This is a genomic window from Chryseobacterium arachidis (assembly GCF_900129245.1).
Classification (GTDB): Bacteria; Bacteroidota; Bacteroidia; order Flavobacteriales; family Weeksellaceae; genus Chryseobacterium; species Chryseobacterium arachidis.
Map to the genome: position 1 here is coordinate 161,256 of NZ_FQUT01000005.1, position 13,797 is coordinate 175,052.

Annotated in this window: 14 protein-coding genes and 5 tRNA genes; 15 read left to right on the forward strand and 4 right to left on the reverse strand. The window is 34.5% G+C overall.

Annotated features, from left to right (window positions below):
- Nucleotides 1-117 precede the first annotated feature (117 nt).
- The 4 genes from BUA89_RS11455 to BUA89_RS11470 all read left to right on the forward strand — a co-directional run bounded on the left by BUA89_RS11455 (nucleotide 118) and on the right by BUA89_RS11470 (nucleotide 2,843).
- A complete protein-coding gene (locus tag BUA89_RS11455) occupies nucleotides 118-684 on the forward strand; it encodes a hypothetical protein (protein WP_143152332.1) in 567 nt (188 codons plus the stop codon).
- A gap of 6 nt (nucleotides 685-690) precedes the next feature.
- Nucleotides 691-1,266 carry a hypothetical protein gene (locus BUA89_RS11460; RefSeq protein WP_072957611.1) on the forward strand — a complete coding sequence of 192 codons (576 nt, stop codon included), beginning with the start codon at nucleotides 691-693 and terminating at the stop codon, nucleotides 1,264-1,266.
- Nucleotides 1,267-1,373: 107 nt separating this feature from the next.
- Complete coding sequence (locus BUA89_RS11465) at nucleotides 1,374-1,760, forward strand: hypothetical protein (protein ID WP_072957614.1); 387 nt, start codon at nucleotides 1,374-1,376, stop codon at nucleotides 1,758-1,760.
- A 441-nt stretch (nucleotides 1,761-2,201) separates the two neighbouring features.
- The gene (locus tag BUA89_RS11470) at nucleotides 2,202-2,843 is read left to right on the forward strand and encodes a hypothetical protein (RefSeq protein WP_072957618.1); all 642 of its coding nucleotides are present in this window, start codon (nucleotides 2,202-2,204) and stop codon (nucleotides 2,841-2,843) included.
- On the opposite strand, the gene BUA89_RS11475 is transcribed toward BUA89_RS11470, so the two are convergent.
- The 3 genes from BUA89_RS11475 to xylA all read right to left on the reverse strand — a co-directional run bounded on the left by BUA89_RS11475 (nucleotide 2,838) and on the right by xylA (nucleotide 6,256).
- The gene (locus BUA89_RS11475; RefSeq protein WP_072957621.1) at nucleotides 2,838-3,080 is read right to left on the reverse strand and encodes a hypothetical protein; all 243 of its coding nucleotides are present in this window, start codon (nucleotides 3,078-3,080) and stop codon (nucleotides 2,838-2,840) included. The two genes, BUA89_RS11470 and BUA89_RS11475, sit on opposite strands and share 6 nt — an antisense overlap.
- Nucleotides 3,081-3,393: 313 nt before the next feature.
- Entirely contained in the window at nucleotides 3,394-4,815 is a 1,422-nt protein-coding gene (xylE, locus tag BUA89_RS11480) for a D-xylose transporter XylE (RefSeq protein ID WP_072957624.1), read from the reverse strand.
- A 112-nt stretch (nucleotides 4,816-4,927) separates the two neighbouring features.
- Nucleotides 4,928-6,256 carry a xylose isomerase gene (gene xylA / locus BUA89_RS11485; protein ID WP_072957627.1) on the reverse strand — a complete coding sequence of 443 codons (1,329 nt, stop codon included), beginning with the start codon at nucleotides 6,254-6,256 and terminating at the stop codon, nucleotides 4,928-4,930.
- A gap of 418 nt (nucleotides 6,257-6,674) precedes the next feature.
- On the opposite strand from xylA, the gene BUA89_RS11490 reads away from it, so the two are divergent.
- The 11 genes from BUA89_RS11490 (at nucleotide 6,675) to BUA89_RS11535 (ending at nucleotide 12,850) form a co-directional block, all read left to right on the forward strand.
- Nucleotides 6,675-7,676 (forward strand): hypothetical protein, encoded by a 1,002-nt coding sequence (locus BUA89_RS11490; protein WP_143152333.1) that lies wholly within the window; start codon nucleotides 6,675-6,677, stop codon nucleotides 7,674-7,676.
- Between the two features lie 15 nt (nucleotides 7,677-7,691).
- Nucleotides 7,692-8,405: a DUF434 domain-containing protein gene (locus BUA89_RS11495; RefSeq protein ID WP_072957634.1), complete on the forward strand. Its 714-nt coding sequence runs from the start codon at nucleotides 7,692-7,694 to the stop codon at nucleotides 8,403-8,405.
- Nucleotides 8,406-8,407: 2 nt separating this feature from the next.
- A complete protein-coding gene (locus tag BUA89_RS11500; protein ID WP_072957637.1) occupies nucleotides 8,408-9,055 on the forward strand; it encodes a hypothetical protein in 648 nt (215 codons plus the stop codon).
- A gap of 151 nt (nucleotides 9,056-9,206) precedes the next feature.
- A complete protein-coding gene (locus BUA89_RS11505) occupies nucleotides 9,207-10,571 on the forward strand; it encodes an SDR family oxidoreductase (RefSeq protein WP_072957640.1) in 1,365 nt (454 codons plus the stop codon).
- A 7-nt stretch (nucleotides 10,572-10,578) separates the two neighbouring features.
- Nucleotides 10,579-10,649: transfer RNA gene (locus tag BUA89_RS11510), tRNA-Asp, on the forward strand.
- 9 nt (nucleotides 10,650-10,658) lie between these two features.
- Nucleotides 10,659-10,733, forward strand: a tRNA-Ala gene (locus BUA89_RS11515).
- A 3-nt stretch (nucleotides 10,734-10,736) separates the two neighbouring features.
- Nucleotides 10,737-10,808: transfer RNA gene (locus BUA89_RS11520), tRNA-Gly, on the forward strand.
- A gap of 85 nt (nucleotides 10,809-10,893) precedes the next feature.
- Nucleotides 10,894-10,963: transfer RNA gene (locus BUA89_RS23135), tRNA-Val, on the forward strand.
- Nucleotides 10,964-10,981: 18 nt separating this feature from the next.
- Nucleotides 10,982-11,809 carry an SIR2 family NAD-dependent protein deacylase gene (locus BUA89_RS11530; RefSeq protein WP_072957644.1) on the forward strand — a complete coding sequence of 276 codons (828 nt, stop codon included), beginning with the start codon at nucleotides 10,982-10,984 and terminating at the stop codon, nucleotides 11,807-11,809.
- Between the two features lie 10 nt (nucleotides 11,810-11,819).
- A tRNA-Ser gene (locus BUA89_RS23140) sits at nucleotides 11,820-11,888 on the forward strand.
- A gap of 167 nt (nucleotides 11,889-12,055) precedes the next feature.
- Nucleotides 12,056-12,850: a TatD family hydrolase gene (locus BUA89_RS11535; RefSeq protein WP_072957647.1), complete on the forward strand. Its 795-nt coding sequence runs from the start codon at nucleotides 12,056-12,058 to the stop codon at nucleotides 12,848-12,850.
- Nucleotides 12,851-12,856: 6 nt separating this feature from the next.
- Here BUA89_RS11535 and BUA89_RS11540 read toward each other — a convergent pair whose 3' ends face one another.
- Nucleotides 12,857-13,690 (reverse strand): glycosyltransferase family 2 protein, encoded by an 834-nt coding sequence (locus tag BUA89_RS11540; RefSeq protein ID WP_072957650.1) that lies wholly within the window; start codon nucleotides 13,688-13,690, stop codon nucleotides 12,857-12,859.
- Nucleotides 13,691-13,797: the final 107 nt, after the last annotated feature.

The window sequence follows — 13,797 nt, forward strand, 5'->3', positions numbered from 1 at the left end:
TTAGCTAAAGCTATTGGTTTTACAGATGGAAACATAGATAATCTTTTTGAAGCGGGAATTTATTCTATGCTGCAAAGTGGTGAGGTAGATATTAGCAAAAGCCAGAGATTGATTAAAATGATTAATGAAGATCCTCAATTTGTTGAATATGAAAAGGAAATTGCAAAAAAAATTGTACATCATCCAAAATTTGGAAAAGAGTTTTTTGAAATTATCGATCTTCCATTAAGAGGAATACAACTCGGAGGTAAAAGAGCAAAAGGAAATATGTTAGATCAATTTAAACATCCATTCAGTGTAAAATACAGGGATACATGGAAAGTTGCAGCAAATGAATTAACTTGGTTATTAAGAAGTATAGGTGTAATAACTCTGGTTGTTGTAGAGAAAAGTGGGAATGTGAGAATTCAACATAAATTTCAAGATACTTTCGATTTACGAGCATCTGAAGATGGCTCAAGGAGTATTGAGTATGATGTGGTAAGCATTATATCAGGTTTTTTATATCATGATATTGCAGGAGGAAATGATTTAATGAAAGTAAGAGGAAATTGGATTAATCAATACTCTAAAAAAGATATTGAATGGAAAGCCAATGGCGACAAAATAATTGAAGAAGGTATGAAAAAAATGAAAGAAAAATTAGAGCAAGATCGTTTAAAGTGGATTCGTGATACACAATAAAAAATTATGAAAAAAATATTTTTATTAATTATAATAATGGCAGCTTTATTCGGTTGCCGAAAAACTGAAAAAATGAAAGAAAAATTATTTCCGGAAAGATCTTATGAAGATGCTCAAATAGATAATTTTTATTGGTCTATTGAAGGTTGGGATTATTCCGTTATCCCTTTAATTAAGCCATTTCAATTAATAAGATTGCAAGGTGATTATGTGTGGCAACTTTCGACTGGATTTAATAAATTTGATGAAATTAGTGTAAGTCCAATTAATGATTTTAATTTAACAAATAATTACATTTATGGTCATAAAGTTGAAGAGACTCGAGATTTTGACAATCGTAAAATAATTGTTCCAGCTTTTTGGTTCATTATTGACATTAAAAAAGGTGTCAAAGAGGTCTCATTATCTAAATTTAATTCAGAGCAAGAACTCAAAGCTGAACTCAAAAAACTCAACCTCCCTGAAACGTTTCTGAACCCAGATGAGATCTATGAACAATATAAACAAAATCCTGTTTTGCCATGGTTTCCGGAGGATATTAAAAAACAGCTGGAAGAAGTAAAAGCTAAACAAGGGAAATAAACACCAGCTAAAAGGATGATAAATCATATTAACTTCATTAGTCTTTTTTATCATATATTATTGATTCTTTCAAAAATGATGATGATTTTTTTGTTGTCCTATTAATTATGGGAGTCATTTTTTTTGCTATCGTAGTAATTGTTGGTGTAGTCTTATGTTTACTATTTATTTTGTTGCTAATTGGGCTTATAACAGCAGGTATTTTATCAACCTCTGTTTTGATAGGTATTCAACAGAAATCTATTAGTAAAGGTTTCAAAACGTTTTTCTTGGGAGTTTCAATGGTAGGCTGCACCATTATAGCTATAATCTTTTTTTGGTTTGTTAATTCTGTTAAAGAATGGTGGGATACTAATATTTCCATAATTATTGGAATATTTTGTGGAGTTTTAAGTGGTTACATTTTAGGTTTATTGATGTTTGTAGCTTTGAAAAAAATAATCTCATTATTACAGAAGAAATACCAAACTATTCGAAGCGTTTCTAAATCTTGACGAAGTGCAGTATAAACAATATCCTGTTTTGCCATGGTTTCCGGAGGATATTAAAAAACAGTTGGAAGAAATAAAAGCTAAGCAAAGAAAATAAATTATTTAATAATGTCAAAAAAGTCAATAAATCAGACATTTCTGATTTTATAAGGAAGGTGTTTTTCGAAAAATGGTATTTTCCTGTTGGATTTTTTTACTTTTTATTTTCTTCAATTTAATGGTGTTGTTACGAATGACCAATTAATATCTACTGTAAACATGATTTCCCTTATATGACTGATCTTGTTTTCTATTGTTCAATTTTATAAAAGAAAGTGGATTGCGGGTTGTCTTGCTTTGATAGCTGCATTGTTATATATTTTTATAGCAGTTGTATTTGGGATGTTAATCTTATTTATGGATAATAGATAGTCATTTTTTATAATTAGTATTAGAAATATTCTGATGTCAAAGTTTTATCAAACAACAAAATACAATATGAAAAAATTGATGCTGTACATTATTTTATTTCTTCTGTCTGCTGAGGCAGATTTGTATTCGCAAAAGATTGTTCATAAAGACAATTATACATTTCAGGTACAAAAAGAAGTTGGAGATTTAAATAATGATAAACAGGATGATAAAATAATGGTGGAAATGGATGTAGATGACGAAACCAGACCCCTGAGATTACAGATATTCCTGTCCCAACCCGATAAGAAGCTTAAATTAGTAGTTTCTTCTACAAAAATCATTGAGAGTCAATATCCGGTTGATAAAAAAGGGGAGCACAATGGTAATCCGATTCCTGCTTTTTTTATTGAGGATGGTAATTTAAAAATGCTTACTGACATTAATAATCGGAAAAGCAGTTACGAATTCAGGCTGAAGCAAAATAATTTTGAATTGATCAAAATATCCAGAGTGATTTGGGATGGAAAAGAAACTACCTCCGAAACAGAAATAGATTTAATAAAAGGAACTAAAAGTGAATATGACAGAGATTTTAGCCCACACAAAAAGAATATAAAAAACACTCAGCTAAAACAAATCAAAGCTCTGCCTAAAATACAGGATTTAAGATTTTCAGATTTAGAAAAATTATAAAACCTCAAGATCATTAAACACCTCGATAACGGCTTCAATAAGCCCTTTATCCACAGCCGTTTCCGAAGAAGAGTCGGGAAGAAGTGCCCGTAATTCACCTGCATCATCTCTTTCAAAGATAACTTCATAGCCGTTGATATCCACAGAAAGTTTGTAGCCGTACGTAAAAGTGGCAAGCCGCCCGTTGAAAAGGTAATCTTTACCCTTATGGGTTACCGGCAATTCAAATTGTTCCATTAATTCTTGTTCGAAATTCTGGGCAAAGGTCGGTATTTAGATAGATATATTCCTATAATAAATTCAATGTAAACGATTTTAGAGTCTGTTTAAACTTTATTTCAAATCGAAATTTTAATGGAATTTTTTGTTTACCCCAATCCTAAAGGGCGAAAAATTCCATTAAAAATTAAGCAAAATTATTCCCTTTAGGGTCGGGGAAAATAATTTTAGTTAATTTTTAAACAGGCCCTTAAAAGCTATTTTATCCTCAAAACAAAAGAGCATCGAAAAAAACCGATGCCCTTTAACTAACTATTGATGTGAAAAATATTTATTTTTTCCAAAGTTTTTCAATTTCCTCCAAAGATTTTCCTTTAGTTTCAGGAACCATTTTCCAGACAAAAATCAGTGATAAAACGCTCATTACTCCGTAAAAACCGTAAGTAAAAGCACCACTGAACTCCATCATAAACGGATAAGTGGAAGAAATTAAATAATTGGCCGCCCATTGCGCAGCAACAGCCACAGCAATTGCCGCTCCTCTGATTTTATTCGGGAAAAGCTCCGAAATCAATACCCAGCAGATCGGTCCCCACGACATCATGAAAGATGCAGTATAAATAATGATAAAAACCAAAGTTGCAATCCCGATAATCTGCAAATAAGAGAAAATAGCAATCGCAAACATGCCAATCGCCATTCCGATGGAACCAACGATTAATAGAGGTTTTCTTCCCCATTTGTCAACCGTGAAGATTGCTACCACTGTGAAGATCACATTCACCAATCCCATGACAACCGTCTGAAACATTGAGGCATCTTTATGAACGCCCATGCTTTCAAAAATCCTCGGAGCATAATACAATGCCACATTGATTCCTACAAACTGCTGAAATACCGAAAGCAGTATTCCGATGATGATCACTGTTTTACCAAAGGCAAAAATTTCACTTTTATGTTCTGCAACGGTTCCTTTGATTTCATTAAAAATCTCTACGCCACGGTTTTGACCATTAATTTTGGTTAAAATTTTAAGCGCTTCCTCATCTTTTTTTATAAGGGTTAAATATCTCGGTGTTTCAGGAACAAAAAACAGCAAAATTCCGAATAATGCAGCAGGAATCGTTAATGATAAAAACATATAACGCCATCCGATGTCATTAATCCATTCGATGGATTTTCCGTCTGCAATTCCCCAGTTTACAAAATACACCACCAGCATTCCGAAGATAATGGCGAACTGATTCAGAGAAACCAATCTTCCACGAACTTCTGCAGGCGCGATCTCACCGATATACATCGGGCAAACGGCGGATGCCAGACCTACTCCGATTCCTCCGATAATTCTGTAGAAATTAAAAGCCAGCAATACCCCCATGGAATGTTCCCCATGTTTAAAGAAGAGAAATTCCGGATAAGCAGCCCCCAAAGCACTGATAAAAAACAAGAAAGCCGCCAGCATCAAAGATTTTTTTCTTCCCAGTCTGGAAGAGAAATACCCTGATACCGCCCCTCCGATAATACAACCGATCAAAGCACTGGAAATAGTAGCTCCGTGTGCCAGAGAACTTAGTCCTAGCGGGATAATCAGATATTCCTGGATCGATTTTTCTGCTCCCGAGATTACTGCTGTATCATACCCAAACAAAAGTCCGCCTAAAGTGGCTACCAAAGTAAGCACGGTGACGTAAGTCATATTAATTTCCGCTTTCGTCTCTGAGGAATAATTCGGTCCAGAATCTATTATTTGCATAGTGTGATTTAGTTTTGATTGTTGTTATTTTTTGTTTTACGCAAAGGCGCCAGGATACTTGAAAAGTTTGTAAATTTTAAAAACTTTACGCCGCCTCTGCGTTTAACCAATATTATAAATACTGATTGATTAAGCTTTCCAAATATTCCTGCTTGCCGCTTTCTCTTCCTACTTCCCCAAGATTTTCTGCGTGTGAAGCAAGATCGGCTAAAGAAAGTTTTCCGTCTTCAAAATCCTTCCCTTTTCCACTGTCGAAAGAAGAATATCTGTTGGTTCTGATTTCAGAATATTTAGATTTTTCTAAAATAGCATCTGCAGCCAGGAAAGCTCTCGCAAAATTGTCCATTCCGCTGATGTGAGCGATGAAAATATCTTCAAGATCTGTAGAGTTTCTTCTGATTTTAGCGTCAAAATTCACACCTCCACCCTGGAATCCTCCGGCCTGAATAATCACCAGCATGGCCTGAGTCATTTCGTATAAATCAACCGGGAACTGATCTGTATCCCAGCCATTCTGATAATCTCCACGGTTTGCATCGATACTTCCCAACACATTATTATCAGCAGCAACCTGAAGTTCATGTTCAAAAGTATGCTGAGCCAAAGTAGCGTGGTTTACTTCAAGATTCAATTTAAAATCTCCTAAAAGATCGTACTGACGAAGGAAATTAAGACACGTTGCTGCATCAAAATCGTATTGGTGCTTAGTAGGTTCCATCGGTTTGGGCTCGATGAAGAAGGTTCCTGTAAAGCCTTGAGAACGGGCGTAATCTTTAGCTAAATGTAAAAATTTCGCCATGTGCTCCTGCTCACGTTTCATATCGGTGTTCAGTAAAGACATATAACCTTCGCGGCCACCCCAGAAAACGTAATTTTCTCCGCCTAACTTAATGGTTGCATCCAGCGCATTTTTTACCTGACCTCCTGCGTAAGCTAAAACATCGAAAGAAGGATTGGTAGCCGCACCGTTCATGAACCTTGGGTTGGAGAAACAGTTGGAAGTCCCCCAAAGTAATTTTACCCCCGAAGCAGTCTGCTTTTCTTTTGCATAATCTGTGATGAATTCTAATCTTTTTGTTGATTCCACGAAACTATCGGCTTCATCAATCAAATCATAATCGTGGAAACAGTAATATGGAACCCCTAATTTTGTGAAAAACTCAAAAGCGGCATCCATTTTTTCTGTTGCTCTTTGTTTGGCATCAGAAGCAGCTAACCAGTCGAATTGCTGTGTTCCAGCTCCGAAAGGATCTCCTCCTGTTGCGCAGAATGTATGCCAGTAAGCTGTCGCAAACTTGAAATATTCTTTCATTGTTTTTCCGCGGACAACTCTTTTTTCGTCATAAAATTTAAATGCCAAAGGATTATCAGACTCTCTTCCTTCAAATTCAATTTTCCCAATACCTTTAAAGTATTCCTTATTACCAATTGTGATAGCCATTGTATATTTATTTTAAATTTTTTTGTGTAATCGATTGCATTTCAAATTTGAGATTTTCTGAATTGTAAGGCAAAAAAACTTATGCCTTTTGAAACCTATAGACATCATAAATCTTTAATGCTAATTATTAATTAAAATTGATATTTTGTTAATCTTTGAAAGTTTCTAAATGTAACAATTTTATGTAATATGCAATGAAAATTTTATAATATCTTATTTTGTATGATAAGGGTGTGTCTATTTCTTTATTTAATAAGATGTTGATCGATTTTATTTGATTTTATTTTTAAGATAATTTTGAAAAAAACAGGATGAGAAAGCAATTTTATTTCCCCGAAAAATGCTCCTGAAAAACAATTCCGGTTTTTATATGGTTTATTTAAATAGTTTTGTAATTTCTAAACATGTTTTTTATACCATGAAATCGCAAGTGAAAACATTATCTACTTTTTTAATTGTACTATTCTTTTCGGGAACCCTTTTTTCTCAGGATCAGCTTTCTAAGTTTAAAGACAAAATTGATTTTTATGTATTAGATAATTTTGTTTCTAGAATAGATAATGATTCTGTTTTTGTTAGTAATTCATACCAGTATGGGGCCAATAATTATGACAAGGATGGTGATTTTTATTTTTGTGATAATAAAACGAAAAATAGAATATTTCCTTACGGGTTTGAAATAGCTTATCCGTTTGTAGGAAAAACGGCTGTTGTAAAATATAAAGGTCGATGGGGATTAATTGATCGAAACGGAAGATTCATTTTTTATTCGGTTACCACTTATCCAATAAGATTAACATCCTATGAAAAATATGCAGTGTTTGATAATAGCATTATGTATGATCTAAGATCCGGAATTTTACAGGAACATTCTATTTATTGTGCTGAGCCGGCAGGTCCTAATTATTTTATATCAAAAAGCAAGTCTGGAAAATACAATTTGATTGAAGTAGAGAAAGGTCCAGTTTTTAAAACAGAAATGGATTCTATTATTCCAAATCAGAATTTAATTTATAAAGGTAATTCCAATCGAAGTTTACTGATTTTAAAAAAGAATAATAAATACGGACTGTATCTTTCCAATGGAACCGAGATCCTCAAAATAAAATATGAAAAAGCCAAGTTCTTAGGAAATTATTTCATGTTGTATGAAAACAATAAGTGGAATTATTATACTTATGAAAATAATAAACTGAATTTAATTCTTTCAAGTCCATTCGAATGTATTACTCCGGCTTATCAGACAAAAGTCATTGGCACATTTAAAAAAGATAACCAATACAATCTCTTAAAAATTGACGGGGAAATTTTACCCGAAAACTTCGATTTTATCAGTGATAATGCTGCGTATGGAGTAAAAGATAATACTATGGTTATTTTCAATTCTGATGCAAATTATTACACTTACACCGAAAAATAACTTCTACATTTGGACATGAACAACAGAAACCGAGGCAAAAATACAGGTGACGATGCAATATTTGGCACAGAAAAACAGATCGACAAACTGAAATTAGCTGTTCAGGATATGCAGTATTTGTTGAGCAGGAATTATGCGGAAAAAGCTTCTTCAGATTTAGTAGGAAATCATTATCGTTTAAAAACCCGACAAATTCAGGCGTTGCGTGGTGCTTCGGCTTCGGACCTTCAGATTCAGAACAGAAAATCTAAGGAACTTGAAATTTCAGATTTAAAAAATAAAATAATTTATCTCGATGGTTTTAATGTTTTGATTTTATTGGAAAGCCTACTTTCGGAAGCTTATATTTTTGAAGGTTTGGATGGCTGCTTCCGTGATCTTTCGGGTGTTTTCGGAACGTATAAAAGAGTCAATCAGACTCAAAAAGTGATAGAACTAATCGCTGAATTTTTTCAAAAATCTCAGGTAGAAAAAATAATATGGATTTTCGACAAACCTGTTTCCAATAGCGGAAGAATCAGGCAGATTATTCAGGATTTTGCTGAAGAAAATAACCTCAACTGGGATGTTGACTCGGAGTTTAATCCTGACAAGTTCTTAGCTGAAAATGCTGAAATCGTCGTTTCCTCTGATGCCTGGATTTTGGATCATTGTAAAAACTGGTTTAATCTGGTTGGATATTTGATGAAAGAGGAAAATCTTTCCGCTAATCTTATCAAAATGTTTTAATAATGAATTTTGAAAAGTTAATCCCGTTATTTTCTGACGAATGGAAAGAAAAATATCAGGCCATTTTAGCGGAAGAACATCTTAAAAGTTTAGATGATAATATTCAGAGATTTAAAGATCAGACTTTAGATTGGGATTGTCCTTTCTTTAATGAAGAGGTTAAAATAGATCGTCCTGAAAGTTTTAATATATTTATCAATATTCTCGAAACTCAAAATTCTGACGAGGTGAAAGCAAAACAATTAGAGGCAATTCCTTTTGAATATTGGCTGAATATTTTGGGACAACGTTTGACTTCAGCAAGTCTTCGTGATGAAAATGCGATTCCACCCTTAAAAAGTTTGCTTATTGAAGCCTGTGAAAAACCTTTTAATCATGAAATTACCACCGCTCAAAGAGCTTGGGAAAAACACGTTGGAAGGCTAGACGATCCGTTTTGGGGAGAAGTAAAAGGTAATAATCAACAGAAACAGCGAGTCGTGATGGAGAAAATTAATTACATTTTGGATCATAAAACCTGGTGGAATGTGTTCTTTCATTACAAACACGAACTGGTTTTCGAAGTCAGAGAAAAAGAAGGTCACGGAATCCGATGGAGCCACGGCGGAAAACAACTGATCGGCTTTCTAGAGTTTTTTATTAATGAATAACTAAAACTTACTTATCATTTGACTGTCAGAATTGAAATCAAACTTTAATCTTCCAGCCTCCAACTTCTAACTTCCAGCATTTAAAAAACTTTTCTCTGCGTAAAAACATTGCGTACTCCACAAATAATTTTGTCAAAGTAAATAAAAAGCAATGGATTTTTCTACTCAGAACTTTACGCAAACCGAATGGGAATCATGTTTGAAGGTATTAAATGCCTTAAAAGATGAGCCATTTCTTAATCCTGATAATCAGACTTTTTCGGGCTTAATTACAAAAATTCATAAGAACGCCAAAAAGCAGAACCGTCAGGAAAATTACTTTCAGATGAAGTCTCATGATTTAGAGGTGAATTCTGAATCTGTACTGATGAAAAAAGCGTTGGCAGGAGTCTCTGCTTTTTATGATGATGAAAAAAACGAAACCCAGCTTACAAAATTACAACTTCCTAAAAACTGCTACTGCTGTAACCAAAGCTATCAATATGCGCATTCTTTTTACACAAGATTGTGCCCAAAATGTGCCGAGGAAAACTATGAAAAACGTTTTTTATCAACAGATTTGGCGGGAAGAAACACAATCTTAACCGGTGGACGAGTAAAGGTAGGTTTCGCGACAGCCTTGAAACTGTTGAGAAACGGTGCTAATTTGGTTTTGACGACCCGTTTTCCGGCGTTGGCATTGGAAACTTTACAGCAGGAAGCAGATTATGATGAATGGAAAGACAGACTTTGGGTATACGGTTTGGATCTGAGAAATTTGAAGGCCATACAGGAATTTATAGATTTTTATAAAACTAATTTTGAAACGCTTGATATTTTAATCAATAATGCAGCCCAGACGATTAAATATCCGGATCAATATTATTTACCCATCATCAGACGTGAAAACGAAATGCTGGTTGAATTTAAGAACAATCAGAAATTAATTCCGAACTCAACAGCAATTTCCTCCGAAATCGGAAAACTGGAATATGCGGAAAATGAAGAAGCAAATATTTCTTTAACACGTTTCGGGCAACCTGTAGATAATCGTGATAAAACGAGCTGGAATTCCACGTTGGAAGAAGTTTCGATGTATGAATTGGTTGAAGTGAATTTAATTAATCATATTGCGCCCTATTTCCTGATCAAAGAATTGAAGTCATTCATGAAAAACTCATCTTTTAAAGAAAAGTTTATCGTTAATGTAACGTCTTCGGAAGGTATTTTCAGTTATAACAACAAAACGATTTTCCATCCGCATACGAATATGACGAAAGCTGCGCTGAATATGATGACGCTCACTTCTGCAAAAGAATTTGAAAAAGATCAAATCTACATGACTGCGGTTGACGTGGGGTGGATTTCCACGGGTGCGAAGGAAAGTCTGAGAAAGAAACAGTTTGAGCAGGGATATATTCCGCCACTGGATTCTGTGGATGGTGCTGCGAGAATTCTGCATCCGATTGTGGAGGGAATCAATGGAAATTATTACAGCGGAGTTTTATTGAAAAATTATAAAGTGAATAGCTGGTAAAATACAGAAAGCGTGAGTTCAGCAGGAAGAATACCGCCCTGTCACGGCGGAGGTCGTGGGTTCGAGTCCCACACGCTTTCCAAAACGGAGATAATAGTTTAATCGGAAAAATTTATTCCCTGCACGGAATGGATGCGGGTTCAAATCCCGCTTATCTCCCCAACAGAAACGGTAGCTCAATGGAAGAGCATTAGCCTGCCACGCTAAGGGTTGCGGGTTCGAATCCTGTCCGTTTCACAAGGAGTACATAGTTCTAAGTGGAAGAACACTGACCTCACTGATCAGAGGTTGCAGGTTCGACTCCTGCTGTACTCCCAAAACGGAAGCAGTAATTTAAATGGAAAAATATCTCAAACCTCGAGAAATTGCGAGTTCAAATCTTGCCTGTTTCCCTTTTTAAAATTAAAACCATGGAAGAATTACAATTAATACTAAAGACAATACTTAAAGAAAAACAAGGATACATTACTTTCCTTACCGGTGCCGGAATTTCTGCGGAAAGCGGACTTCCAACCTATCGTTCCATCGACGGAATCTGGATTAAAGGAACTAAATATCATAAACCTGAAGAATTCGGAACATACAAATACTTTAGCCAAAATCAGGAAGAAGTCTGGCAATACAATCTTTTTTGGAAGAAAATGATTGCGGAAGCTAAACCCAATTTGGGACATTTTGCCATCACAGAAATTGAAAAACTTTTGGGAGACAGATTTAAATTAATCACTCAAAATGTAGATGGACTGCACCAAAGATCCGGAACACAAAAAGTGTATGAAATTCACGGGAGCAAGCAAAAAGTACGCTGTTCAAAAGAATGCAGTGAGCCTTTTGATTTTCCTGAAAATATTAAGTATAAAGAATACATGGAAGACTTAACTCCAGATGATATAGATGATCTGAAATGTAAGAAATGCGGAAACTGGCTTCGTCCTCATACGTTGTGGTTTGATGAAAGCTATAATGAAAAATATTATCATTTTGATACTGCTTACCACATTGCTGATCATACGGATATTCTTTTTGTAATAGGAACTTCAGGATCTACAGCTTTGCCTGTAAATATTGTTGAAACCGTAAAAATCCGAGCCAAATGGATTGTACTCATCAATCCTGAAAATGATACGTATTTCGATTATATTTTAAAAGGAAGTAAAACATTGCATTCCATTCAGGAAAGCAGCTCCGTAGCGCTTCCACAACTAAAAAATATGATGGAAGAAATGATAAACTCTTAAATTTTCAGACAAAGTAATAGTTTAATGGAAAAACACATTCTACTCCAATGGATTGCCGGTTCGATTCCTGCTTACTTTGTTTTTTTTGATTAAAATTGAATAAAAGATTAATATTTTTTTCTCGCAGATTTTGCAGATGATGCAGATCTTTTTCTTAATACAATTCTGCTTCTTAACCTTTTAAACCGACATTGGAAACTGCAGCGTTAAGAAAATTAATAATAAAATAAATTAATAAATAAAAAAATGAACACATTTATCGATATTGGTATCAACCTGACCAATAAACAATTTTACAACGAACAGGAAGAAATCATCAACCGTGCCCTCGACAATGGGGTAGAGCAAATGATCCTCACAGGAACGAGCATTCGTGGAAGTAAAGAATCAGCAGAAATTGCAGAAGATTATCCTGAGATTTTATTTTCCACGGCAGGAATTCATCCACATGATGCAAAATCATTTAATAATGAAAGTATTCATGAATTAAGAAAACTTTTAAAACAAGATCACGTTGTTTCTGTCGGAGAATGCGGGCTGGATTTTGACCGGGATTTTTCGCCAAGACCAATTCAGGAGAAATGTTATCGTATGCAGCTCGAATTATCCATTGACGTGAATAAACCGCTTTTCCTTCATGAAAGGTCGGCTTTCAAAAGATTTAATGAAATTACAGATGAATATCTTGCCAAACTTCCCAAAGCGGTCGTTCATTGTTTCACGGGAACATTAAATGAAGCAAAAATCTATTTAGACAAAGGGTTTTACTTAGGATTTACCGGAGCTATCAGCGATCAGAATAGGTTTAAACATTTGGAAGAAGTGATAAAATATATTCCGCTCGATCGAATGATGATTGAAACCGACGCACCATTTATGCTTCCGAAAAATATGCCGAGAATACAGAATCGAAGAAATGAGCCTTCATTTTTACCTTACGTTGCTCAGACGATTGCTCAATTAAAGAAAATAGGTATTGCTGAAGTCGCCAACGAAACCACAGCAGTTGCCCGGGATTTTTTCAGGATAAATTTTAGATAAAGTAATTCAGCGCCTTTTAAATGCTAATCTGGCTCTGTTTTTTATTCGGTAAAATAACCTGGTCTGATAATTTAAAAGTTTAAATATTTCAGCAGAATCCGTGTAAAAATCGGGAACTTCTATATTGTCAATTGTTTTTAAATCACGTCTTTTCATTGTCTCATGAATGACTTTTGCAAAAGAATTTTTAGCGTTTTTCTTAGATTTAAACTGTGAAATCCCTTTGGCATGAAGCCTGTACAGATACAGGTCTTCATCAATAAATGAAGGATTCCCGTGATCCAGAATTTTCAGATACAAATCCTGATCTACTGCACTGGTAAGTTCAGAATTAATCCCTTGAGTTTGGAGATAGATATCTTTCCTGAACGTAAAAAAATGGGCAAACTGAACAGGGCAGTTGAAAAAATATTTATCGTTATATATTTCTTTGGTTTTCGGAAATGTTTTATCAGGAATAAGATCTTCATTGCACATCATCATTCTCGAGTAAGTGGCAACAATCTCAGGAGCATAATCGTATTCCGCAACTGATTTCTCCAACGCCTCAGGATATAAAGCATCATCGGGATCCACATAGCCACACAGATCTCCTTCAGCAAATTCCATGCATTTCCTCTTTGTGAAGCCACAGCCTTTATTGGTCTCGTTTTCGTATAATTTAAAACGGGGATCATCGGTAATGATTTCTTTTATGACTTCCACGGAATCATCGGTTGAGCGGTCATCTACAATAATCACTTCCCAGTTGCTATAGGTTTGCGATATAATAGATTCATAACATTCTTTGAAATATTTTCCGTTATTGTAGTTAGCAATAAGGATCGAAAATTTTTTCACTTTTTGTTGAATTGTTTTGTATTTGTAAAATTACTATTATTTAAAGAAAAATGGAGGGAAATTAAATGTTAAAATTATAAAAGACTGGATTTTAACGGTATTATTTT